13 protein-coding genes and 3 tRNA genes are annotated in these 24,222 nt (G+C 40.6%); 11 read left to right on the top strand and 5 right to left on the bottom strand.

What is annotated here, in order from left to right; all coding sequences use genetic code 11:
* The first annotated feature begins 192 nt into the window (after positions 1 to 192).
* From AC5JM2_RS09275 to AC5JM2_RS09245, 7 genes are all read left to right on the top strand, one after another.
* Positions 193 to 1,074, top strand: a complete 882-nt coding sequence (locus tag AC5JM2_RS09275; RefSeq protein WP_495834604.1) for a dioxygenase family protein — start codon at positions 193 to 195, stop codon at positions 1,072 to 1,074.
* Between the two features lie 130 nt (positions 1,075 to 1,204).
* Positions 1,205 to 1,678 carry a lipocalin-like domain-containing protein gene (locus AC5JM2_RS09270; protein ID WP_495834603.1) on the top strand — a complete coding sequence of 158 codons (474 nt, stop codon included), beginning with the start codon at positions 1,205 to 1,207 and terminating at the stop codon, positions 1,676 to 1,678.
* A gap of 32 nt (positions 1,679 to 1,710) precedes the next feature.
* Positions 1,711 to 3,558, top strand: coding sequence for an alpha/beta hydrolase (locus AC5JM2_RS09265; RefSeq protein ID WP_495834602.1), 1,848 nt, complete (start codon positions 1,711 to 1,713; stop codon positions 3,556 to 3,558).
* Positions 3,559 to 3,945: 387 nt separating this feature from the next.
* Positions 3,946 to 8,169 (top strand): carotenoid oxygenase family protein, encoded by a 4,224-nt coding sequence (locus AC5JM2_RS09260; RefSeq protein WP_495834601.1) that lies wholly within the window; start codon positions 3,946 to 3,948, stop codon positions 8,167 to 8,169.
* A 125-nt stretch (positions 8,170 to 8,294) separates the two neighbouring features.
* Positions 8,295 to 13,754 carry a trifunctional serine/threonine-protein kinase/ATP-binding protein/sensor histidine kinase gene (locus AC5JM2_RS09255; protein WP_495834600.1) on the top strand — a complete coding sequence of 1,820 codons (5,460 nt, stop codon included), beginning with the start codon at positions 8,295 to 8,297 and terminating at the stop codon, positions 13,752 to 13,754.
* Between the two features lie 12 nt (positions 13,755 to 13,766).
* On the top strand, positions 13,767 to 14,141 hold the full coding sequence (locus tag AC5JM2_RS09250; RefSeq protein WP_495834599.1) for a response regulator: 375 nt from the start codon (positions 13,767 to 13,769) through the stop codon (positions 14,139 to 14,141).
* Between the two features lie 23 nt (positions 14,142 to 14,164).
* On the top strand, positions 14,165 to 16,372 hold the full coding sequence (locus tag AC5JM2_RS09245; protein ID WP_495834598.1) for an AAA-like domain-containing protein: 2,208 nt from the start codon (positions 14,165 to 14,167) through the stop codon (positions 16,370 to 16,372).
* 168 nt (positions 16,373 to 16,540) lie between these two features.
* Here the strand turns inward: AC5JM2_RS09245 and AC5JM2_RS09240 are convergent, their stop codons facing one another.
* Together AC5JM2_RS09240 and AC5JM2_RS09235 are read right to left on the bottom strand one after the other, a co-directional pair.
* A complete protein-coding gene (locus AC5JM2_RS09240; RefSeq protein WP_495834597.1) occupies positions 16,541 to 17,350 on the bottom strand; it encodes a TrmH family RNA methyltransferase in 810 nt (269 codons plus the stop codon).
* An 86-nt stretch (positions 17,351 to 17,436) separates the two neighbouring features.
* Positions 17,437 to 17,518, bottom strand: a tRNA-Leu gene (locus AC5JM2_RS09235).
* Positions 17,519 to 18,319: 801 nt separating this feature from the next.
* On the opposite strand from AC5JM2_RS09235, the gene murA reads away from it, so the two are divergent.
* From murA to AC5JM2_RS09220, 3 genes are all read left to right on the top strand, one after another.
* Positions 18,320 to 19,714, top strand: coding sequence for a UDP-N-acetylglucosamine 1-carboxyvinyltransferase (gene murA / locus AC5JM2_RS09230; protein WP_495834596.1), 1,395 nt, complete (start codon positions 18,320 to 18,322; stop codon positions 19,712 to 19,714).
* A 143-nt stretch (positions 19,715 to 19,857) separates the two neighbouring features.
* A complete protein-coding gene (locus AC5JM2_RS09225) occupies positions 19,858 to 20,733 on the top strand; it encodes a M48 family metallopeptidase (RefSeq protein ID WP_495834620.1) in 876 nt (291 codons plus the stop codon).
* A tRNA-Leu gene (locus tag AC5JM2_RS09220) sits at positions 20,712 to 20,795 on the top strand. Before AC5JM2_RS09225 ends, AC5JM2_RS09220 begins: the two co-directional genes overlap by 22 nt.
* A gap of 100 nt (positions 20,796 to 20,895) precedes the next feature.
* Here AC5JM2_RS09220 and AC5JM2_RS09215 read toward each other — a convergent pair.
* The 3 genes from AC5JM2_RS09215 to AC5JM2_RS09205 form a co-directional block, all read right to left on the bottom strand.
* Positions 20,896 to 22,014 (bottom strand): ABC transporter permease, encoded by a 1,119-nt coding sequence (locus AC5JM2_RS09215; protein WP_495834595.1) that lies wholly within the window; start codon positions 22,012 to 22,014, stop codon positions 20,896 to 20,898.
* A 97-nt stretch (positions 22,015 to 22,111) separates the two neighbouring features.
* Positions 22,112 to 22,987 carry an Npun_R2479 family HD domain-containing metalloprotein gene (locus tag AC5JM2_RS09210; protein WP_495834594.1) on the bottom strand — a complete coding sequence of 292 codons (876 nt, stop codon included), beginning with the start codon at positions 22,985 to 22,987 and terminating at the stop codon, positions 22,112 to 22,114.
* Between the two features lie 658 nt (positions 22,988 to 23,645).
* Complete coding sequence (locus tag AC5JM2_RS09205) at positions 23,646 to 23,795, bottom strand: hypothetical protein (protein WP_495834593.1); 150 nt, start codon at positions 23,793 to 23,795, stop codon at positions 23,646 to 23,648.
* Positions 23,796 to 23,861: 66 nt separating this feature from the next.
* Between AC5JM2_RS09205 and AC5JM2_RS09200 the strand changes: the two genes are divergently transcribed.
* Positions 23,862 to 23,933, top strand: a tRNA-Gly gene (locus AC5JM2_RS09200).
* Positions 23,934 to 24,222: the final 289 nt, after the last annotated feature.

The following is a 24,222-nucleotide window of genomic DNA, read 5'->3' as shown; positions in this document are numbered from 1 at the left end:
CCGAAGGTAGGAAACTGGTATCCAGCAATGCCTGATATCGTGTCCGGTTAAAGACTTATCATTAAAATACAGCAGTAGGAAGTAAACACCAAACTAGTCTGTAAAATGAGTTGACGAATGCTAGAAGTAGTTGGAAAACTAGACTCTAACTAAAGTAGTCAACTATGGATAAGTTTCACGGAGCAGATAAAGATGAGAAATATTACTCTCGAAAATATCACTCAAGCCGTGATTGAGCACGGTGATAAAGGCAAGACTCATCCACGCCTTTATGAGATTTATGCCAGCCTTATTCGACATCTGCACGCCTTCGTGCAGGAGGTGAATCTGACGGAACAAGAGTTATCGCTCTTGCGCGATTTTATCATTCGGGCAGATCGCTACACAAAAGAGATACCGAATGGGGAAATTCATATGTTGCTCGACGTGCTGGGAATCTCAGAGCTAGTGCTTCTGTTGCATAACAACAGCAGCACAGCTACGGAAAGTAATGTGGAAGGTCCTGTGTATGTACCGGATGCGCCAGAGCGCAACATGGGCGATCGCCTGGGAATCGATCCTGACGGCAATACGCTTTTCCTCTCAGGACGCGTCTTAGACCGGAACAACAAACCAATTGCCAATGCGCTTGTTGATGTCTGGCAATCAAATTCAAAAGGACTGTATGACCTTCAAGATGCATCCCAGGCAAAGGGTAACTTCCGAGGTCGTTTCAGAACCAATTCGGACGGCTCCTACTCCATTGAAACGGTTGTGCCAATAGGGTACACTATCCCATCAAGCGGACCGTGCGGTGAGCTGCTGCGGCTTTTGGGACGACATACCCTGCGAGCAGGCCATATCCATTTTAAGTTGAGTGCTGCAGGCTATATACCCCTGACTACACAAATTCATATTGATGGAGATCCGCACCTCGATTCAGATACAACGTTCGCGGTCAGATCTGCCATCCTTAAGCTGCAAAAACATGAGACACTCGACAAACTCAACGCATACAATCAAAGTAAACCTTTCTATACAGCCGAGTTCGACTTTGTGCTACAACCGACCAACCAACAGACAGATGCGGCTTAGAGCTTGGAAGGTGATTGGTTGTTGATTATGAGTTTTTAGTGCTTAATAGTTAGTGAATAACTCGTAGCTCTACCGAGAGCAGCGACTAAAAACTAACCACTAAAAATGAGCTACTTATAAGGAGTGAGTCATGTCTGATTTGTCAGCTGCTCAGACGAATCCGTTGCTTGGAACTTGGACGCTAATCAGTGCAAGCGCCATCAACCCTGATGGGACAGTAACTCCTCAAGTGTATGGTTCTAACCCCATTGGCTACATCACCTATACACCCGAGGAGCGGATGATGGTTATCTTTTCAAGGAGCGATCGCCCACCCTTAAGTGGAGATATTCGCTCACCATTCAGCAAAGACATTCGCTCTTTACCGACTGAGGAATGTGTACAGGCGTTTTCTACCTTCAATGCCTATGCAGGGACATACACGTTGAATGGAAACACCGTCACTCATCACGTCGAGGTAGCATCGATTCCTAATCGGGTTGGTAAGGATTTAGTCCGAACGTTCACATTGAATGGGAATCGAGTCACACTGAAAACGCCACCGACCAACACTGATGGAGTCCTGAAGGTCTTTGAACTGGTGTGGGAACGTGTGGAGCTATGATGATATCGACTCGTATATAATAGGTAGTAAATATGGATCTTTTGATAGATGACCTTGTAAAGAATCAGAAAATTGATGGCAAAAATCTAACTATTCCCGGTTACTTTATCCGCAGCACTGCACCTATCAATATAGAAGATGATAAGTTGAAAGTGGATGAAACTTTGCCGACAATTGATGATGTTATAGACCATCTTTTTCAAAACAGTCAATCGCAGACAGAAGAGTTAGGATTGATTATTCAAATTCATGGTTATAATACTGGTGTTAAGGACGGACAAAAAGACTATGTACGCGAAGATTGGCAACAAGTTTGCAAATATCTTAATCAACAAGACAAAGCTCTGAAAGATAGAAAAAGTAGCTTTGTTTATTTAGGTTACCGATGGTCATCGGAAAGTGTTCCTTCAAACCTGAAAAATGCATTTAATTCTTTACCGAGTTTACTACAATTTTTACTATATAGTGGGTTAGCAATTACTGCCATTGGTATTTTATTATTAATTTTATTCTCGTATTCTTGGTTTGGGATTTTGATTTTAGTAGGTCTGTGTGTCGCTTCTTTTGTTGGAAGTTTATTCATTTTGAGAATTATTGTTTATTTTCGAGATGAATATCGTGCCAGATATTATGCTGTGCCAGATTTAATAGAATTTATTCGACAATTAGACCAAGGTTTAATCGAGCGTTATACCCAACATTTTCTTACGAGCCAAGCTTTTTTAGATGATGAAAAAGAAGCCAAAAAAAAGGCCAAAGAGGAGTTGAATCAAAAAAGAATTAAGTTGACATTTATTGGTCATAGTATGGGTGGATTCATCACAACAGAAGTCGTGCGAGTTCTCTCTGACGCCTTTGATCAAAAATCGATTGGTAATGTCAAGAATTTGAACAAACAACCATCATCTAATATTGGTCGTGTTTTCAGTTTAGGTCGGTTGATTTTGGTTTCTCCAGACATTCCAGTAAATACTATTCTTTCAGGACGGACTAATTTTTTACGCTCTTCTTTGCGTCGTTTTGAAGAAGCTTATCTCTTTAGTAGCGAGGGAGATGTAGCATTACGCCTTGCTTCAACAGCAGCTAGTTATTTCTCTTTCCCAGCTAGTACTCGTACTCAAGGATATCGACTTGGTAATCTGACAGTTAATTTGCCAGATACAAATGTTTATGGAATTGTGAATCTAAAGCAGCTCTTGTCGCCAGATAATCAGGTCTTTGTTTCGGATAAAAAATTCGACCATCTACTGAGATATCTTGGGGTTAAGGTTTTAAACAAGGGGGAAGAGCGAAACCTCTTACAGAATAAGAAAGACCCGGAATCTTTAGTCCCTAAAAGTGAAGATCCAGAATCGATCGCTGATTTGTTTACCTATTTTGATTGTACAGAATATCAAGATAAAACTGACTACCCAGGTCGTGAGGGCAAAACAATCAATGTTCTCATTTGTCCAAATCAAAAATCTCCGTTAAAACTTTGGCAGTATATAAGGCTTCTCAAGGCTTTTCTTGACTCTTTTAACAACAGTTCAACAGGGATAGATGTTCATGGTGGTTACTTTCACGGTTATTTTTGTAAATTGATAATTTACCGTCTGGCTTTCGTGGGATTTGAGGGTTTACTAGACTCTTTAATATTAGAACAACCCAATGAATTTAATCTGATAGCACCTCCTGATTTACAAGAAAAGCTCAATAGAAGTAGAGAATTGAATACAGTGGAAAAACATAAAATTGCTCTGGAATATTTTTCTTGGATCTGTGAGCAAAAAACTATTCAAGTTGCAGCTTCTTCAGAACGTTACTATGTCGATGTTTTAAATGAACCTCGCAAGGAAGTTAGAGATGCATTCTTATCACAACAAAAAAATGAGTCTTGATAAGCATCTATACTTACGGAGCGAGAGTCAAACTGCATAAGTTAGATTAGCTTACATCTATTACAGGTTAAGTAGTGATCTGGCTATTAAACCCAATACAGTTGCTGTTAGTGGTATTTAAGATCCCCCAACCGACGCCAGGTGCTACAACGGGGGGAACCCCAACGCCAGATGCCTACGGAGGGAAACCCTCCTGCAGCACTGGCTCCGCAACGCACTGGCTCCCCTTAAAAAGGGGGCTTAGTTCCCTCCTTTTTAAGGAGGGCAAGGGAGGAGCAACCCTTAACAGCAAGCGTATTGAATTTAAGCCTCGGAACAAAGATGATGGCAGGAAAAGTCAGACTCACTTGAGCCGGATTCGCTCAAATTAATAAACGGTAAGCTGATATGACTAACGTAATTCCAAAGTCTATTTTGAGTGTTCGCCAAGAAGAACTATCAGATACTCAGATGATTGTTGATGGAACACTACCAGATGACTTGTCTGGTCATGTTTTTATCTTAGCTCCAGTAGGACATGTCAACTCCAAACGAGATGGTAATCTTGTCTTTCCATCTAAGGATGGTACACCACTTCCTAATGGCAATGGGATGATTTATCGGCTTGACTTTGATAAAGCCGGGACAGTGGGGTTAAAGTCAAAAATTGCTAAAACGCCATGCTACTATGCCGATGAGGCAACAATATCAGGAAGTGAATATCAAGAGTATAGATTCCGCAATTTTGGCTTGGCACGTTTGTCACCCTCATTAGGTGTTCGCAGTGTCGCAAACACAGCATTGGTGCCGATGAAATTTGGGGACGAAAATGAACGTATGATGGTAACTTGTGACGTCGGTCGTCCCTACGAAATAGATACACATTCTCTTGAAATTGTAACGCCTGTAGGATCGAACACAGAGTGGAGAGAACAATTACCACTCAATCTTCCTTTTGAAATGGTGATGAATACGGCACATCCTTACTTTGATACCCACACCAATGAGCTGTTCACAGTCAATTATGGTAAGTCATTACGGACTCTTTTATCAACTATATTTAAATCTGATGTAGAAAATTTATCACAAGTTTTCAAAGCAATTATTGGAAGGTTTGCAAGATTACCGGCAGATAAGCAGAACATAAAAAACTTAGAAATCGAAAAAGAAATTCCTCGGGAAATTGTCAACCAAGAAATTGATGAAAGTCCAGAACGTCTTAAAAGTCTTTGGCAAAGATTGGGAGATCTAGTCAAAAAAGAGAAAGAAGAGATAGAAGAAAAAGAAGAAAATGCTCGCGAACTGTTCAGTGAATTAAAACAACTGATGGGAATCAGCCTGCAAATGCTGGGAGGATTGGATCAAATTGACGATTTTGTTTATCTGATTCGCTGGGATGGTAAAAGTGAGTTAGAAAGATGGCACGTGACCCTTCCTGATGGTTCACCAATTAAGATTAGGCAAACAATACATCAAATTGGGGTGACGCAGGATTATGTGGTGTTGGTGGACACAGGCTTCAAAGTTGGTCCGGAACAGCTGATTACCAAACCAATTATCAAGAATAAGAAGCTAGAAAATCTGGTGAGAGAAGTTCTAAATGAACCAGTATCAGATAATACTTCATTATATATTGTGCGCCGTGCCGATTTGACAGCTGGACAGCGTCCAGCATCTAGTCAAAACGAAGTTAAAATCGTCGCACAGAAGGTGGAAATACCGGGAGCAATTATTCACTTTCAAGTTGACTATGACAATCCTCAAAACCAAATTACATTTCATGCTGCTCACAGTTCTGGCTGGGATGCATCTGAATGGCTGCGGGAATATGATACACCATTAGAGCTACAGCGTCCGGTAGGAATGATATCTGGTTCAGCAGACATTCACCCTTTAGGGCGATATGTGATTTCTGCGGAGAATGGAGAACTGGATTGGGAAAAATCTAGAATTATTAGAGATCCCGAGGAACTACAGCACTTGACTTGGGCTGCTGCAATCAACACATATAATGAGCACACGACCTCGAAAAAGATCGATAATCTTTACTGGAACTCTTGGGGATGTTCAACAGAACGGCTATCTGATTTTCTTGTGAAGCTGTATGAGAATTATCCTAATCGGAATTTACCGATGCATGAAGTTATGAAAATAACACAGGAGGGAAGACCAGCAAACATATGTCGGTTAGTCACAGACTCTAAGGAAAAGATGGCGATCGCCGACAGTTACAAATTCGATCCAGGGTACTTTGGTAACTCAATTCAGTTTGTACCACGAACTCATAGTAATGGTAGCTCAACTGACGGTTATATCGTGTGTACGGTTCTTTCTGACAACCCTGAAAAAAGCGAAATTTGGATTTTTGACGCCAATCATTTGGATCAAGGTCCCATTTGCAAGCTGAGTCATCCCCAACTTAAGTTTGGATTTACCACCCACACCAATTGGTTACCCAAAATTGCACCACGTACATCAAACTACTACATCCCTGTGCGTGAAGATTATCAGGATCGGGTGAAACAACAGCATCGTGAAATCCAAAAATTGTTTGAAGAAGCCGTCTATCCCAAATTTCCTTTCACAACTTGGGCGTCTGTTCCCGATTCTGTAACTAACGCCAGTCGCCAAGAAATCGACATCAAGCTGAATATTCTTGAGTCAAAATTGCCAGACAAAAAACTCCCAGAAGGACTGCACGGTCATATTTTCATTATGGGTCCAGTGGGTTCTATCAATTCTGGCGGACTTCCCTACAGTAGTGGCGATCCAATCTTCAACAGTGATGGGATGATTTACAGACTCGATTTTGATCAAAAGGGAGAAGTTGGTTTAAAGACACGAATTACCAAACCACCATGTTACTACGCCGACATGGCAACTCAACCTGAAACAAAATATGCTAAATATGGATTCCGCAATTTTGGCATCTCACGATTCTCCACTCAGCTAGGCTCTCGCAATCAGTTAAATACTGCTTTTGTGCCGATGTATGATGGAGAAGAATCTGAACGCTTGCTAGTTAGTTGTGATGCTGGTCGTCCCTATGAGATTGATCCCGAAACTCTTGAAGTTATCACACCTATTGGAACAAATAAAGAGTGGCGTCCAGAGATTAAGCTGAACTTTCCGTTTCCACCCGTTTTAACAACAGCCCATCCCAGTTTTGACGCTCACACTCGTGAAGTTTTTACCGTCAATTATGGGCGATCGCTGTCTAATTTTATCGAAACTATACCTTCGGTTGAGGAATTGGATAAATTTCTTGATGAAGTTGATGATTTTTTGGATAAAGGTATTTTCAAAACCTTTTCTCAGGTTTCTGATAAACTTCGTCAACTCTTTGGTAAAGTTGTTTCACCAGTTACCAATTTTGTACCTCAGGATTTTGTTTATATTATCCGTTGGGATTTAGTTAGTCACCTTGAAAGATGGAAGTTAGTGCTGGCGGATGAAACTCCTGTTGAGATTTCGCAATCTTTGCATCAGATTGGAATCACTAAAGACTATGTTATTCTCATAGACACAAATTTCAAAGTTGGAATTGCTCAAGCATTCAACAATCTTTGTCCCTGGAATCAAAAAGTAGAGAAACTCACAAGAAAGTTACTCACACTGCCCGTGTTACCTGAGACGACACTTTATATTGTCCGCCGTGCAGACTTGAAAAACGGACAACGCCCCCAAGTGAGTCAGCAGGAAGTGAAAGTTGTCGCGCAGAAGATAGTTCTTCCAGAAGCTACAATCCACTTTGTATCAGATTACAACAATCCAGACAACAAAATTACGCTTCACGTAACCCATAACAGTGCAGATGTCGCTGAGTGGGTGCGTCAGAGTGATAATTTCGCCTCTAATCCTGAAACTTCCGTACCCTCGAATCTAGTAGGTATGCTGACTAGCGTCACAGACGTTAGCCGTAATGGTCGCTACATTATAGATGGTGAAAGCGGAGAGATTCTTGAATCAAATGTGTTATCTAATTCCAGGTATACTTGGGGGGTAGGACTTTACACTTACTGCGATCGCTTATCAACAGGTCTACCATCAGGACAGCTAGAAAATATTTACTGGCAGTCTTCAGGTTTTTGGCAAGAACTATTCACAAAATTTATCTTCGATTTGTACAAAGATAATGAAAACCGGATAGTGTCACCAAAGAAACTACTTCAAGCAAACAATCGACAAAACAGACCTTCGTGTCTATTCCGTCTAAATACAATAGACATGAAAATTGCTGACGCCTATGAGTTCCCTGTTACTTATGAAGATGGTAAATCGAACAGTCACATGATTTTATCTCCGCAATTTGTACCCCGCCTTCATGGTGATGGAAGTTCAACAGATGGTTACATTGTTTGTACCGTTGCTTCAGAAAACAGCGATGAAATCTGGATTTTTGATGCTAATAATCTTGCTCAAGGACCTGTTTGCAAACTTGGTCATCCCGAGCTAAATTTTAGTTATACAATACATACAACTTGGTTACCAAAAATTGCACCCCGTACAGCTACTTATAACTGTCCCGTGCGCGAAGATTATCAAGAGCAAGTCAAGAAAAATTCTCCAGATATTCAACAGTTGTTTGAGACGGAAGTTTATCCGTATTTTGAGGGAAAATCAGTTAAGTGAACTGTTGAAATTGTTGAATAGTTATTCATGACAATACCATTTATCTCGTTTCCATGCTATGCATGGAAACGAGATAAATTTTGTAAAGATACAAAATACAGATTTAGATAAGTACATCCTGGACTATGATTACAATTCCTGGCATTGAAGTTAGTACGCATATCTACGAAAGTGCTAATACCCTGGTTTATCGAGGTATCCGAACTCAGGATAAAAAACCTGTTATTCTCAAGGTTTTGAACAAGGAATATCCCACTCCTGAGGAACTGGCTAGGTACAAACAGGAATTTGAAATAATTAGTTCGTTAAATATATCTGGAGTGATAAATGCGTACACGTTAGTTAAATATCAGAGGACTTTAGTTATTATTTTGGAGGATTTTGGTGGCGAATCTTTAAAATCTTTCATCAATACTAGAAAATTAACACTAGCAGAATTTCTTTTAATCGCCATACAGAGTGTTGATAATTTAGCAAGAATACACTCGGCTAACATTATCCACAAAGATCTTAATCCTTCCAATATCGTTTATAACTCAAAAAACGGAGAAATCAAACTTATTGACTTTGGTATTTCGACAGTTTTTTATCAAAAAAGTTTCATAACTAAAAATGTCGATACTTTAGAAGGTACTCCAGCCTATACTTCGCCAGAGTTAACTGGTAGAATGAATCGTTCATTCGATTACCGTGCTGATTTTTACTCTTTAGGAGTAACCTTTTATGAACTGCTAACCAGTCAATTGCCTTTTGAAACAACTGATTTGATGGAGTTAGTACATTGTCATATTGCTAAACAACCTGTACCTCCTCATAAAGTCAATCCAGAGATTCCCCTGGTTATTTCCAATCTTGTGATGAAATTGTTGGCGAAAAATGCTGATGATAGATACCAAAGTGCCTGGGGAATCAAAGCAGATTTAGAGCAAAGTTTATTCCAACTCGTGGCAAACGGTAAAATTTCAAATTTACCCATCGCTTGCCAAGATGTTTCTCAGAAATTTCAAATTATCCAAAAATTATATCACAGAGAACGAGAAATTGAAACTCTACTCACAGCATTTGGGAGAGTGAGTGATATAAATCATGATACACCTCCTAGAAGTGAAATGATGTTGATATCTGGATATTCAGGAGTTGGAAAATCAGCTTTGGTTCAAGAATTTTATAAATTCTTGAACCAACAGCAAGGTTATTTCATTTCTGGTAAGTTTGATGAATTCTCTCGCAATATTCCTTATTCAGGATTGATTCAAGCCTTTCAGCAATTAATCAAACAACTGTTAACCGAAAGTGAATCACAGATTAATTTCTGGAGAAAAAAATTATTAGAAGCATTTGGCTCTAATGGTCAAATGCTTATTGATATCATCCCGGAAGTAGAATTAATTGTTGGTAAGCAATCATCAGTTCCTGTATTGTCATCGACAGAATTTCAAAATCGCTTTCATCTAATATTTCAAAACTTTATTCAAGTTTTTACCCAACCAGAACATCCACTAGTCATATTTATAGATGATTTACAGTGGGTAGATAATGCTTCAATGCAATTGATACAACTGCTGATGACAGCAGAAAATAGTCAATATTTATTTTTGATTGGTTCGTACCGTGATAATGAAGTGGATGGGAACCATCTATTGAAGCTAACATTAGATAAAATCCAACAATTTGGGACGATTGTCAATTCTCTTCACCTTGAGCCTTTGGATTTAGAAAATGTTAATCAGTTAATTGTAGATAGCTTTAATTGCTCTTTTGATCAAGGAAAATGCCTAGCAGAATTAGTTATTCGTAAAACGAATGGCAATCCTTTCTTTGTCAACCAGTTTTTGCAATCATTATATCAAGAAAGATTAGTAGACTTTGATTTATCTCCTGTTACCTATGAGAGAATATGGCGATGGAATTTGGAGCAAATTCAAGCGAGAGACTTTACAGATAACGTCGTTGAACTAATGGTGAGCAAGATTCAGAAGTTATCTTCGGATACGCAAGAGGTGTTGAAGCTAGCAGCTTGCATAGGTCATCAATTTGATATTCAAACAATAGCAAATATTTCTGAAAAATTACCAGAAGAAATATTGAAATCACTGCGTGAACCAATTGAGGAAGGTTTCATCTTACTCTTGAAAGATACTTACAAGTCGATTGATTCAGATTCGTCACAAGAAACAGACTCTGTCAAGGGTGAATACAAGTTTGCCCATGACAGAATTCAGCAAGCAGCATATTTTTTGATTCCGCCAGAACACAGAAGCGCGGTTCATCAAAAAGTAGGTCAACTGCTGCTGAAAAATACTCCACAAGATAAGCAAGAACGGAAAATTTTTGATATTGTTAACCAATTAAACTTGAGCATTGAATTAATAAATCATCAGTCATATCGAGATGAATTAGCTTCGCTTAATTTAATGGCTGGTAAAAGAGCGAAAGGATCAGTCGCGTATGAACCAGCATTGAGATATCTGCAAATTGGCATAGAATTGTTGGCTGAAAATAGCTGGGATAAGCAGTATGATTTCACACTGGCGTTGTATGTGGAAGCGACAGAAACAGCATATCTCAACACTAATTTTGAGGAGATGGAGAGATTGGCCGAGGTGGTACTGTGTAATGCTAAAACTTTGCTGGATACAATAAAAATATATGAAGTTAAAATCCAAGCCTATATGGCACAAAATCAGCCATTGTTGGCTTTAGAAATTGTGCTACCAGTTGTGAAATCTTTGGGAGTAAATTTTCCAGATACACTGAGTCAATCGAATATTTTGATTGGTTTACTAAAGACAAAAATATCTTTGGCAGGACATCGAATTGAAGACTTGATTGACTTACCAACAATGACTGATTCCTATAAATATGCTGCAATAAACTTATTATCTCAAGTAAGAGTAGCAGCATATTTGGCTTCTCCACCTCTATATTCTCTTATTGTTTTTAAAGAAATTAATTTATTAATTCAATATGGAAATACTTTTGACTCTGCTTTTGTCTATGCTGCTTACGGGATGATTCTTTGTGGAGTTGTGGGAGATATTGATTCTGGGTATAGATTTGGTAAACTTGGTATAAAAACTTTAGAAAAATTTCATATAAAACGTAAAGAAAATAGAGTCATGCATATAATAAATGGTTTTATTAAAAATTGGAAAGAGCATGGAAACAAAACTTTAGAACCACTGGAAGAAGCCTATAAAACAGGCATAAAAAATGGAGATTTTGAATTTTGCGGTTATTCCGCATTTATGTATTGTTTTAATGCATATTGTGTTGGGGAAAGTTTGAGAGAACTTGAACAGCAGATTTGCTCATATAGTCAGGCTATGAATCAGCTAAAACAACAAACTATATTCAATTATTTACAAATATTACACCGAGCCATCTCGCAATTAATGGATCAATCTGAGGAGAAGTTTTCTTGCCAATTCAGAGGTGAACCTTACAACGAAGAGAAAATGCTTCCACTTCATTTGGAAGCGAATGATAAAACCGCGATTTGTAATATCTATTTCCACAAAATGATTCTTTGTTATTTATTTCATAATTACCATGAAGCTGTTAAAAATGCAGAACTCGCTCAAAAGTATTTAGGGAGTGCTACAGCCTCACTCCTTGTTCCTCTATTCTATCTCTATGATTCTTTAGCACGACTCGCCGTTTTCAAGGATGTTCCTGAGTCACAACAAAAATTTATTTTAAAACAAGTTACTAATAACCAGAAGAAAATGAAAAAATGGGCAGATCATGCTCCCATGAATTATCTACACAAATTTTATCTAGTGGAGGCTGAACGCGATCGCGTGTTGGGCAAAAATAGAGAGGCTAGGGAATATTATGATCGCGCTATTGCTTTAGCACACGAATATGAATATATCAACGAAGAAGCCCTCGCTTATGAATTAGCAGCAAAGTTTTATATAGATAGAAACCAAGATCATCTTGCTCGTCACTATTTGCAAGATGCTCACTACGCCTATCAACTCTGGGGGGCTACAGCCAAAGTAAAAGATTTGGAAGCCCAATACCCACAATTTCTGAGTCAAGCTCATAAAACTGATCTTAAGACGACTTTATCCACATCAACAACGGGGCAAAATACATCCCATGTATTAGATTTACTAAGTGTACTTAAAGGAACACAAACGATTTCCGGCGAAATCATTCTACACAACTTACTTGCAAACTTGATGAAAATCGTGATTGAGAATGCAGGAGCACAAAAAGGCTTTCTGATTCTGGGTTCCCAGATAAAGCCTCTTAACGAGGAGGATAACTGGGTGATCGAAGCTACAGGAAGTGCAGATTCGGATGAAGTTACCATTCTGCAATCAATACCAATAAAATCAGTAAATACCGATGATTTACACCCCCTTTTATCAACTGCCATCATTAACTATGTCGCCCGCACTCGCGAAAATGTGGTCTTAAATGATGCTCTGCATGAAGGACAATTTACCCGCGATCGCTACATTGTCACCGCTCAATCCAAATCCATTCTCTGCATTCCTTTATTGTATAAAGCCAAACTCAGCGGCATTTTATATCTGGAAAATAATCTTACAACAGGTGTATTTACTCCAGAACGTGTCGAAGTGTTAAGAATCCTTTCTGCTCAAGCCGCTATCTCAATTGAAAATTCCCGTCTTTACGAGCAGTTAGAGGATCATAGCCGAACTCTGGAACAAAAAGTGAAACAGAGGACTCAGGAATTACAACAGAAGAATCAGGAATTAGCAAATCTCTTGCAAAAGCTTAAAGCGACTCAATCTCAAATTATCGCACAAGAGAAATTGGCTTCTTTAGGAGCTTTGACAGCAGGTATTGCCCATGAAATCAAGAATCCCTTAAACTTTGTTAACAATTTTGCTGAACTTTCTGTAGAATTAACCCAGGAACTGCTTGAAGAGATTTCAAGTCAAAAAGACCGATTAGATCCAGAATCTAGAGAATACATAGAAGAAATATTAAACGATTTGAAACAAAATGCTAAAAAAATCAATGAGCATGGCACAAGAGCAGATAATATAGTGCGTGGGATGCTCATGCACTCACGGGGGCAAACTGGCGATCGACAACTGACTGACATCAACGCCTTGCTAGCTGAGGCTATTAGTCTAACTTATCACGGAATGCGTGCCAAAAACCCTTCCTTTAACATCAACATAGAAACTGAATATGATGATAACCTTGGTAAACTCAGTGTTGTGCCGCAGAGCATGAGTCGTGCTTTTATAAATATCATTAATAATGCTTGCTATGCAGCGTGTAAAAATAAAAAGCGTTTGTATGCTGAGCCAGGGTACGAGGGTGAGGGTTTTTCGTCTATCCTTTTTGTAAGGACAAAAGATTTGGGTGAGCAAGTAGAGATACACATCCGAGATAATGGCGAAGGCATTCCTCAGAAAGTGCTAGATAAGATTTTTAATCCTTTTTTCACCACCAAGCCACCTGGTGAGGGAACTGGTTTGGGTTTATCTATTACTCATGATATTATTGTCCAGCATCAAGGAAATATCAGGGTAGAAACAGAAATGGGTAGTTATACAAAATTTATCATCACTCTACCCAAAGTTGTTCCGTAAGGAAGATGAAACATGAAAATCATGGTTGTAGACGATGAACAAGATGTTCAATTTTTATTCGAGCAAAAATTTAGAAAAGAACTTAAACAAAATCAGATTAGTTTGCATTTTATCCTCTCCGCAGAGGAAGCACTCGAAAAAATACAAACTCAGAATAAACTTATAGAATGCTTATCTGTGATTTTAGCAGATATCAATATGCCTGGGATGAGTGGCTTAGAATTACTCAAAATTCTTAAAGAAAATTTTCCGAAGCTAAAAGTTTTTGTAATTACTGCTTATGACGATGAATTTAATTATTTAATTGCTCAAAAATATGGTGCAGATGAATATATTACAAAACCAATTGAATTTGACAAACTGAAGCAAAAAATCTTTACTATATAAACAATCCCAATCAGAGAAAAAATATGGCAACAAAAATACTGGTTGTGGATGATGAACCTGACCTAGAAACACTCCTTTGTCAGGCATTTCGAAAAAAAATTCGGCAAAAGCAATTTCAATTAATTTTTGCTCAAAATGGTTTAGAAGCACTAGAAAAGCTACAAGCCGAACCGGATATAGATATCGTTTTAACTGATATCTATATGCCAGAAATGGATGGGCTGACTTTACTGACTAAACTCAATGAGTTATATCCCATCATTAAAGCAGTTATTATTTCTGCCCATGGCGATATAGAAAATATTAGAACGGCAATGAATTGGGGTGCTTTTGACTTTCTGACTAAGCCGATAAATTTTCAAGATTTAGAAATCACAACCAACAAAACTCTGCACCATGTGCAGCGAATGAAAGCAGCGCACGAACAAGAGCGTTTAGCACAGCAGGCTCAAGCAGAGTTATTAACTCGTTTACAACAAGAGGTGGCGGAACGCCTGCGAGCTGAGGAAGCATTGCGCGAAAGTGAGCAAAAATTGACTCAATTTCTGGAAGCTGTGCCAGTAGGAATATTTGTCATTGATGCCAACGGTCAACCCTACTATACCAATCAGAGGGCACAGCAGATACTTGGTAAGAGAATGGTAACTGAAATTACAGCCACTGAATTTCCGGAAATTTATCAAGCTTATGTAGCGGGGACAAATCAGTTATACCCCTTTGAGGAGCAACCCATTTTACGAGCGTTTAACGGCGAAAGTGTAACCGTCGATGATATGGTGCTTCAGCAAGCTGACAAAATGGTTCCCATAGAGGTGTCAGCAACCCCAATTTATGATGATAAGGGAAAAATGATTTATGCTATAGCCGCCTTTACTGATATTACCCAACGCAAACAGGCGGAAGCTGAACGGATTTCGTTTTCCCAAGAACTCGCACACAAAAACGCAGCTTTGCAGCAGGCAAAAGATGCATTAGCCCAGTCCAACTCTACCTTGGAAGAAAAAGTCGAGGAACGTACTCGCCAACTGTCTCAAACATTAGAAATTCTGAAAGCGACTCAAGCTGAACTGGTTTTTGAAAACGCTTTGCTCAGAAGTACAGAAGAATCCTCAACGTTTGATTATCAAGTTGGGGGTAGTTTACCAATGAATGCTCCTACTTATGTGGTGCGTTCTGCAGATCGTCTCCTGTATCAAGCACTCAAGCGCGGAGAGTTTTGTTACATTCTGAATGCACGCCAAATGGGTAAGTCAAGCCTCATGGTATGCATGATGCATCGTCTCCAGCAAGAGGGGTTTAGCTGTGCAGCGGTAGATATCACTCGCCTTGGTACTGAAAACGTCACTCCTGCTCAATGGTACAAGGGATTTGCTGTGGAGTTATGGCAAAATTTTAATTTGTTTGGAAAGGTGAATCTGAAAGCGTGGTGGAATGAACAAAAAGATTTATCGTCTATTCAGTGCTTGAGTCGGTTTATAGAGGAAATCATACTAGCTCAGGTTGAGAGTGAAAAGATATTTATCTTTGTCGATGAAATTGATACTGTTTTGGGCTTGAATTTTCCTGTTAATGACTTTTTTGCTTTGATTCGCTTCTGCTTTAATCAACGCGGTATTAATCCAGAGTATCAACGTTTAACTTTTGCTTTGTTTGGAGTCGCAACACCTTCTGATTTGATAACTGATCCTCAAAGAACACCCTTCAATATCGGTCAAGCAATTCAACTTAATGGCTTTCAAATCCATGAAGCTCAACCTTTGCTTTATGGATTGACAGATAAAGTCAGTAATCCACAAGTTGTGCTCAAAGAAGTGTTAGCCTGGACAAACGGTCAACCTTTTCTGACTCAAAAGCTTTGTAAATTCATACGCCGTTGTTCATCTCCTATTCCGACAAACGGTGAAGCGCAATGGGTTGAGAATTTAGTGCGAAATTATGTGATCAAGAATTGGGAATCTCAGGATGAGCCAGAGCATTTGAGAACCATACGCGATCGGCTTTGCCGCTGCGCAGAGCGCAATCGCATTCTCAACACCGAGCTAAAATCATCTCGCCTACTAGAACTATATCGACACATTTTGGATCAACAAGAAGTCGTCTCTGTTGATAGTCCAGAAGAAAAAGAGTTGCTATTGTCAGGTCTAGTCGTCAAGCAACAGGGTGTTTTAAAAGTGCATAACCGGATTTATCAATCAATATTTGATCATACTTGGATCAGTGAGCACCTGTGAACAAAATTCTTATAATATAGGACTCCTATTTGATTGTTGAACAGAACTCTGTACAGTTTATGTTAACCAGTTATCAGTTATCAGTTATCAGTTATCAGTTATCAGTTATCAGGTAGGAAACCGACTCGTCCACCCCTTGTTCACTGTTCACTGTTCACTGTTCACTGTTCACTGTTCCCTGTTCCCTGTTCCCTCTTTACTTTGAAAAATTTGCCTTTGCGCTTCGTACAACATTAAAGCGGCAGTAATTGCCACGTTTAAAGATTCTACCCCTGGACTCAGGGGAATTTTTACTTGTAAATCTGCTACTGCTGTCAATTCTTTTGACAAACCAGCACCTTCATTCCCTAACAAAATTAAACTGGGTTTGCGCCAGTCTACATCCCAATAAGTCAAAGTAGCACTGGGTAAGGTTGCAACAACCTGCATTCCTGCTTCCCTACTTTGCTGGACTGTCGTTTTCAAATCGGGACTCATCGCCATTGCTAGGCGAAACCACTGTCCAGCAGAAGCACGTAATACTTTTGGATTGTCTAAATCCACACTATCTTCACTCAGCCACAACCCAGAAGCCCCAGCTGCTGCTGCGGTCCGAATTATCGTACCCAAGTTGCCTGGATCTTGTACAGTTTCCAACCCTAGCACTATACCAGTAAACGGCACTTCCCCAAGGCGATCGCTTCTTTTTGCCGTCGCAACTACGCCATCTGGTTGTACTGTGGTGGCGATCGCCTTTAAAACCTCTTCACTTACAATTTCTGCTCGTTCGCAAAGATCACAAGCTTTTTGCCATAGCACAGCATGGGTGTCTTGCCATTCTGGTGTACTGCACACTGCTTCCAATGGGTAATTCGCTGCACAAGCTTCCTCTAACAAGTGCGTCCCTTCTACCAAAAACAACTGCTGCTGGTGTCTTTCTTTTGAGGAGTGCAGTTTGCGAATTTGCTTGACTAGGGAATTTTGTAAACTTGTTAACATTAAAATTCTGAGTCATGAGTGGTGAGTCAAGATAGTCTACCAACAAATAACCTTTTTTACTTGTTACTCAGCACTTCCCTCTCGTATGCGGAACCCGGGACTTGAACCCGGAAGCCTTTCGGCACTAGAACCTGAATCTAGCGCGTCTGCCAATTCCGCCAGTTCCGCAAATTTTATTGTTGATTAACAGTTTTTCATTGTCACTCAATTGTTTAGATCTGTCAAGTCCTAATTTCTGACCAAAGCTAAGGGTGTAGGGGTGTAGGGGAGCCACTGCCCTATGGCTTACGCCACGCCTTACGGCTATCGGGGATGACCTCCGGTCACGCTGCGCGCTCCGCAGTCGCCGTGAGAGCGGGAGACCCTCCTGTAGCGCTGTCTCACCGTGCGCGGGTTAAGCGCGTTGAGGAGCCACTGCGTTGCGCAGAGCAGCGCCTTGCGGGGGTTCCCCCCGTTGTGGCGACTGCGGAGGGTTCCCCCCGTTGTAGCAAGTGGCGTGCATGTGGCGTGAGCCAGAACTGAAGCGCGTTTATCCTTTGAGTGCGCTCCCAAAGGGAGCGATCGCGCCCCCTATGCCGTAGGCACAGATCTTGCGCAAAGCGCACGAACCCGACCAAAATCTATGATTTTGCTCGTCAATGATAGCGTGGTGGGTTCAAGCCCCCACTAATCACTCCCTTACACCCCTATTCCCTTACACACGCCACATGCCTCAAGTCGGGAGACCCGCCCACGGCAGTGGCTCCCTTACACCCCTAGTTTTTGACATCAGCGGTTTCTTGATTTTTAGGTAATTTTTGTTACTATTATCTAGTTTTCGGAAAAGATTGTATGATAGGTTGTTGATTCATTATCTGCTGTCAAAAAACCATAAATGAAATTTATCAATTTCCGTTGAAAGATGTAGACAATCAAAAACTATCGTGTAGAATCGAAACCAACTTCAAACTTATAAAATCAACAGTTTTTTTGGAGGGTAAGTTTATTATTCCTTCTGGCGGCTTACCAGATGCCAAATCTTCCCCGACAGCAGACTCCTCAGTCCTGCAAATATGGGGTGGGCATCCTTTGCAAGGTCATGTAAAAATTAGCGGAGCCAAAAATTCAGCACTGGTGATCATGGCTGGAGCGTTGCTCTGTTCAGGCGAATGTCGGCTTCGTAACGTGCCGTTATTGGCAGACGTGACACGGATAGGTGAGGTTTTATCAGCTTTAGGCGTTGGCTTGAAGCAAACAGGAGACATTTTAGAAGTTGATGCCAGAGAAATCAAAACATCAAAGGCTCCTTATGAACTGGTCACACAGTTGAGAGCAAGTTTCTTTGCTATTGGTCCGATGCTAGCACGACTGGGAGTCGCGCAAATGCCTTTACCGGGGGGCTGTGCTATTGGCACAAGACCTGTGGATCTGCATGTTCGAGGACTGCAAGCAATGGGAGCGGAAGTACAGATTGAGCATGGCATTTGTAATGCCTATGTTCCTGGTACTAGTCGCCGATTGAAGGGAGCAAAGATATATTTGGATATTGCCAGCGTGGGAGCAACAGAAACTCTGATGATGGCGGCGACTCTTGCAGAGGGCGAAACCATTATCGAAAATGCTGCACGCGAGCCAGAGGTCGTTGATTTGGCAAACTTCTGTATTGCAATGGGAGCAAAGATACACGGAGCAGGAACCAGTAAAATTACGATTGTTGGTGTTCCACAGTTGCATTCAACTGAATATACGATTATTCCTGATCGCATTGAAGCAGGAACGTTTTTGGTTGCCGCAGCAATCACTCGTTCAGAGCTTACCCTCTCGCCTGTGATACCAGAACATTTGACACCGATCATTACCAAGCTGCAAGATATTGGAGTGCGCATCATTGAGGAAGGACCTAACTGCCTACGTACTCTGAGCGCAGAAACGCTGAGGGCAACTGATATTGAAACTTTGCCCCATCCAGGTTTTCCTACAGATATGCAAGCGCCATTTATGGCTTTGCTGGCACTGGCAGAAGGTGACAGCCTGATTAATGAATCTGTGTTTGAGAATCGTTTGCGCCACGCCTCAGAGTTAAATCGCTTAGGGGCGGATATTCGTATTAAAGGCAACGTTGCCTTTGTTCGAGGAGTGTCGATGTTATCAGGTGCACCCGTACTAGGAACAGATTTGCGAGCATCAGCAGCGTTAGTTTTGGCGGGACTCGCGGCAGAAGGAAAAACCATAGTTCAGGGACTACAACACTTAGATCGGGGCTACGATAGACTTGATGCAAAGTTGCAGCAATTAGGAGCAAGAATCGAGCGGGTGCCAGTAGCAAACGTAAATGCGGAAGTTGCTTGTACCCCCATTGAGCCTCAAGCGCGAATCTCTATTTAGATACAAAAAACCACAAAAGCGACAGGACAAGGAAGAAATTCTTCCTTGTTCCTTTTGCTATGGCTATACTGTTTGTGTGGGGCTATTCAAAAGACCAGTCCTACATTTATTTAATTCCCTTATTTGCCCAGCAAGATTCCGCCATGTTAACGCCAAAGACTCAACTGATTGGTCTCAAAGCAGATTCATTTCGTCATCCGCTAGATCTAGACGCAACCAAAGCACTGAAGCAGATACCTGGTTTGGATATGATGGTGCGGAATCTTTTGGGTCCATTGGCTGAGCAGATTTTTTATGTAGAAAATATCGCTTCTAGTGTTCTAGTCGGCGAAAAACAACTGCCCCATCTTCATAAGTCGCTGTTAGAAGCCTGCAAGATACTGGATATTGAACCTCCCCAGCTTTATATTAGGCAGCATCCAGCACCAAATGCATACACTTTTGCGATGCGGGGAAAACAGCCTTTTGTTGTGCTGCACACCTCGCTGATCGATATGCTCGAACAAGAAGAAATCCAGGCTGTGATTGCTCATGAATTGGGACACCTTAAGTGTGACCACAGTGTTTACCTAACTCCAGTTAATATATTGATATTAGCTGCGACAGTGGTGCCTAATGTTGGAGCATTTCTTGCTCAAGCAATACAGGCGCAACTTTTGGAATGGGTACGCTGTGCTGAGTTTACGTGCGATCGCGCAGCATTGCTGGCAACCCAAAACCCGAAAGTTGTCATGTCGGTGTTGATGAAACTTGCTGGTGGTTCGCCCACCATCGCACCACAACTTAACCTTGATGCTTTTATTGCCCAAGCTCGTGCTTATGATGATATTAGTAAGACCGAGATAGGTGAGATGGTCAAAGCTGCCCGCACAGCTCAGTTAACTCACCCAGTGCCCGTTTTGCGTGCCAGAGAAATTGACCGTTGGGCAAGTAGCAAAGATTATCAAAAGTTGTTGCAAAATCAAAAAATAGAGTATAATAGTGAAGTTGCACCCAAGGGCGGGTGGCGAAACTGGTAGACGCACCACACTCAAAATGTGGCGACCTTGCGGTCATAGGAGTTCGATTCTCCTCCTGCCCACTTTAAATCAGTGAACAGTGAACAGTGAACAGTGAACAGTGAACAGTTATCAAGGAATTGATGACTGATAACTGATAACTGATGAACAACCGAGTAGAAGCTACCTTCTTAAACTGCGAGGGTCTAAAGCATCTCTTAGCCCATCACCCAGCAAGTTAAAAGCCAACACTGTAAGAATAATCAACACAGCTGAAGGCCAGATTAGCCAAGGTTGCAGTACTAAAATTGAGGCGTTAGTTGCAAGAGATAACATATTACCCCATGAGGGGTCTGGTTGTTGAATTCCTAACCCGATCAGACTGAGTACTGCTTCTGCCCCAATAAAGCTAGGAACAGAAAGTGTGGCTGAAATAATGATATAAGTGGCGGTTTGCGGCAATACGTGACGCACGATAATGTAAAGTGGATTGCCACCCATTGCTTTTGCTGCTTGAACGTATTCTCTCTCTTTAATAGAGAGAACTTGTCCGCGAATAACTCGTGCTAATCCAGCCCAGCTAATAAACGAAGTAATCACGACAATCAGCAAAAAGCGTTCGGTACTCGATAACCCCGGCGGTAGTACCGCACCCAAGGTTACCAAAAGATAAATACTAGGGAAAGTCATTAGCACTTCGCTCAACCGCATAATGACACTGTCAAGCCAGCCACCGAAATAGCCAGAAATTCCCCCAATCAACATCCCTAAGGGAAAGGTTAGGGCAACCCCAATAATACCGATAAACAGACTTATACGACCACCATACAGCAGGCGACTGAGTTGATCTCGACCTTGGTCATCTGTACCTAAAACGTTAAACTTTGCCTCACCGACAGCACCAAACAAATGTATATTTAACGGGATACCACCAAATATTTCTGTCTCCTCCCACTTTGGGGGTAAAGGTAAATTCAACTGCAGTAGACGATACTCAGGTCCAGTGACAAATAGTCTCAGGGGACAAGGCTTTTTATAGTTTACGATGATTTGGCGATCGCCCGTTTCTAAATTTGTGTCTCCCTGAGTTGTTGGATAAATGTGAGGCCCAATAAACTGCCCTGATTGTTTAGAAACCCAGTAAACACGCGTTGGTGGTAGTAGAGAACCATTTGGTTGTGAGGTGTAAGCGTTGTAAGGGGCGACAAAATCAGCCAAAATGACTGCTATATAAAAAACCAACAGTAAAGTTGCCCCAAACCTTGCTAAAGGATTTTTGTTTAGTCGATGCCACCAATTCATAGCAATTACCAGTTATGACTCATAAATGATGAATTATAAATTATCAATCATCAATTGTGAAAGCTTTTTCGTTGTGAAAATTTATAATTATCAATTTTTAAGCAGGGAGTTTTTCAATCAGGTACAAAGGCTCTTCTTGAAGTTTTTCATGTTCTATAACAAATACATTTGAGTAGAGATTAGCAATAATTTGCTTTCCTTGCTGTGTGAGCGAGAGGTAGCGCAATGCATCCTTGATATAAGGATATACGACGTTCCAGTAGAACTTGGCATAGTTCTTGCGTAAATCAGCAGGATTTTGATAACCCAACACCTTATTCATTCCAATCTCTTCAAACTCATAAAATAAAGAGGTAATCTTTTTTAAATAACGTGGATCGCTCAGTTGTCCAATCAAATCTGCAGCACGCACTAAACCTGCAAAATCATTTGTATCTTGGTGGTCATCTACAGCTGGTACTGGAAACCGAGTCAATTCAATATTGTTCTTTATGACTTCTGAATCTATCAATTTGTGACCGCCAAAACGCTCATCAATAAAAAGCTTTCCCCGATCAACATGATAAGGTGTCAGACTCGCATCAGAAGCTCCAGAACGAAGAAAAATCATTTTCCCATCTTTACCTGTTGCGTACAAACCTTCATCCTCTCGGTCTTGTCGGCAAACTCCTTTAACATAACCAATATCATGACAGACCAAGGATATAATAAAATGCAACCAGTCTTCATTAGAAACACCTCCTTCACGGATATGTTTGCCACGCAAAATTTCTTGTCCAACCAAAGTAACTAGGATAGAATGTTCTACGTTATGATAAAGGGCGTCACTGTTGGCAATATTTTCCAACGCCATATTACCTGCCCAGCCTATAATATCTTGATAATCATTTTTCAGGCAGCCGTAGGTGCGACGGTAGCCTTCACGAATTTGAGCGACAAACGCATCAATCAAGATTTCAGTGGCATTAAACATATTGGTGACTCTGTTATATACCAAATTATGTATTATTGGTTTATCTCAAATTTAGATAATTTGATGACCGTCGGAGTACTCAAAAAAAGGCAAATAACTCTTTATAACTGTTTATAGTTTAAGCATATCTGCTAGCAGTGCGTGTATGGGGGTTATAGCAAATCTTTACGAATTGACCAAAACATCAATCATGCCTTCGTAGTTATACATAGCCCTAAACGAGTACGGAAGTGGTGATACAGGTTTATCTTGATCACTTTTACCCCTACTTGACAAAATCATGACGATAATCATCCGTAACTTTGAGGAATATGTAGAAATCACGGCAGAGATAATACCTTATAGTTAATATACATTAATTAATTTAAAATTTTTTTAAGCACAACTGCCTAATGGCGCTTGGAAAATTGGAGAGACAACTGTGGAAATGGAAAGTTTTTCATAACTAAAAGTGGAAGAACCAGTGGTATTTGAAGATGCAAACTGATAAAAAAGAGGAGTGTATCTAAAGTCACCTTGATGAATGATACCACTGTTAGTAAATACAGGTTTGGGAGGTATTATTCCCTTTGGGGGAATGCGTCTGTTAAGTCAAAGTGTATCTTTAAAAACAATAGTTGCTGAGAATAAATCAGTAAAAAAAGTTGTACCGACAATGTCAAGTGATGGCTGTGGTGAATGATTCGGTACTGCAAGACCAAATTCGGCAAGCAAAAGCGGATAAAGCAGCATCCGTCCGCAGATAATTCGGTAACTCAAAAGTGTTTGCTAAATCTCCTTGGCGATCACCCACATAAAACAATCCCAAACCAAACCCTCATTGGTCGGAATACCTGGTAAGATTAACACTATACAACGGCACTAACCCTGACTTGCGGGTGTAGTTCAGTGGTAGAACGTCAGCTTCCCAAGCTGAATGTCGTGGGTTCGAGTCCCATCACCCGCTTCAAAAAATCCTCAAATCGTTTGCTTTTCAAGGGTTTTTGGCGTTTTGCTAACCCCTTTGTCTCATTGATTATCAAGTCGCACCCAGAAAGACCTCACCATAATCTTTAATTTAGTCAGACCAGTGCGCATGAGGCGGGTTTCCCTCCAAGTGAAATAGAAGTTGGAGAAGAGTTAGTGTGCTTACTAAACCCCTACTTTGCTAAAGGATGAGTCGCTTTTTAATTTTTAGCAACTATCCCTCTTCTGTCACTTTCCGGGTATTCTGAATAAAAGAATCATGGATAGAA

The organism is Brasilonema angustatum, from assembly GCF_059505445.1.
Note: the sequence above shows the minus strand (reverse complement) of the source record. Positions and strands in the feature narration are given on the sequence as shown.

Bases quoted from the DNA above. Each gene is read 5' to 3' on its own strand.
- AC5JM2_RS09240 (WP_495834597.1), bottom strand. From the start codon at position 17,350: ATGTTAACAAGTTTACAAAATTCCCTAGTCAAGCAAATTCGCAAACTG.
- AC5JM2_RS09210 (WP_495834594.1), bottom strand. From the start codon at position 22,987: ATGTTTAATGCCACTGAAATCTTGATTGATGCGTTTGTCGCTCAAATT.
- AC5JM2_RS09270 (WP_495834603.1), top strand. From the start codon at position 1,205: ATGTCTGATTTGTCAGCTGCTCAGACGAATCCGTTGCTTGGAACTTGG.
- AC5JM2_RS09215 (WP_495834595.1), bottom strand. From the start codon at position 22,014: ATGAATTGGTGGCATCGACTAAACAAAAATCCTTTAGCAAGGTTTGGG.
- AC5JM2_RS09260 (WP_495834601.1), top strand. From the start codon at position 3,946: ATGACTAACGTAATTCCAAAGTCTATTTTGAGTGTTCGCCAAGAAGAA.
- AC5JM2_RS09275 (WP_495834604.1), top strand. From the start codon at position 193: ATGAGAAATATTACTCTCGAAAATATCACTCAAGCCGTGATTGAGCAC.
- AC5JM2_RS09250 (WP_495834599.1), top strand. From the start codon at position 13,767: ATGAAAATCATGGTTGTAGACGATGAACAAGATGTTCAATTTTTATTC.
- AC5JM2_RS09245 (WP_495834598.1), top strand. From the start codon at position 14,165: ATGGCAACAAAAATACTGGTTGTGGATGATGAACCTGACCTAGAAACA.
- AC5JM2_RS09265 (WP_495834602.1), top strand. From the start codon at position 1,711: ATGGATCTTTTGATAGATGACCTTGTAAAGAATCAGAAAATTGATGGC.
- AC5JM2_RS09225 (WP_495834620.1), top strand. From the start codon at position 19,858: ATGTTAACGCCAAAGACTCAACTGATTGGTCTCAAAGCAGATTCATTT.
- AC5JM2_RS09255 (WP_495834600.1), top strand. From the start codon at position 8,295: ATGATTACAATTCCTGGCATTGAAGTTAGTACGCATATCTACGAAAGT.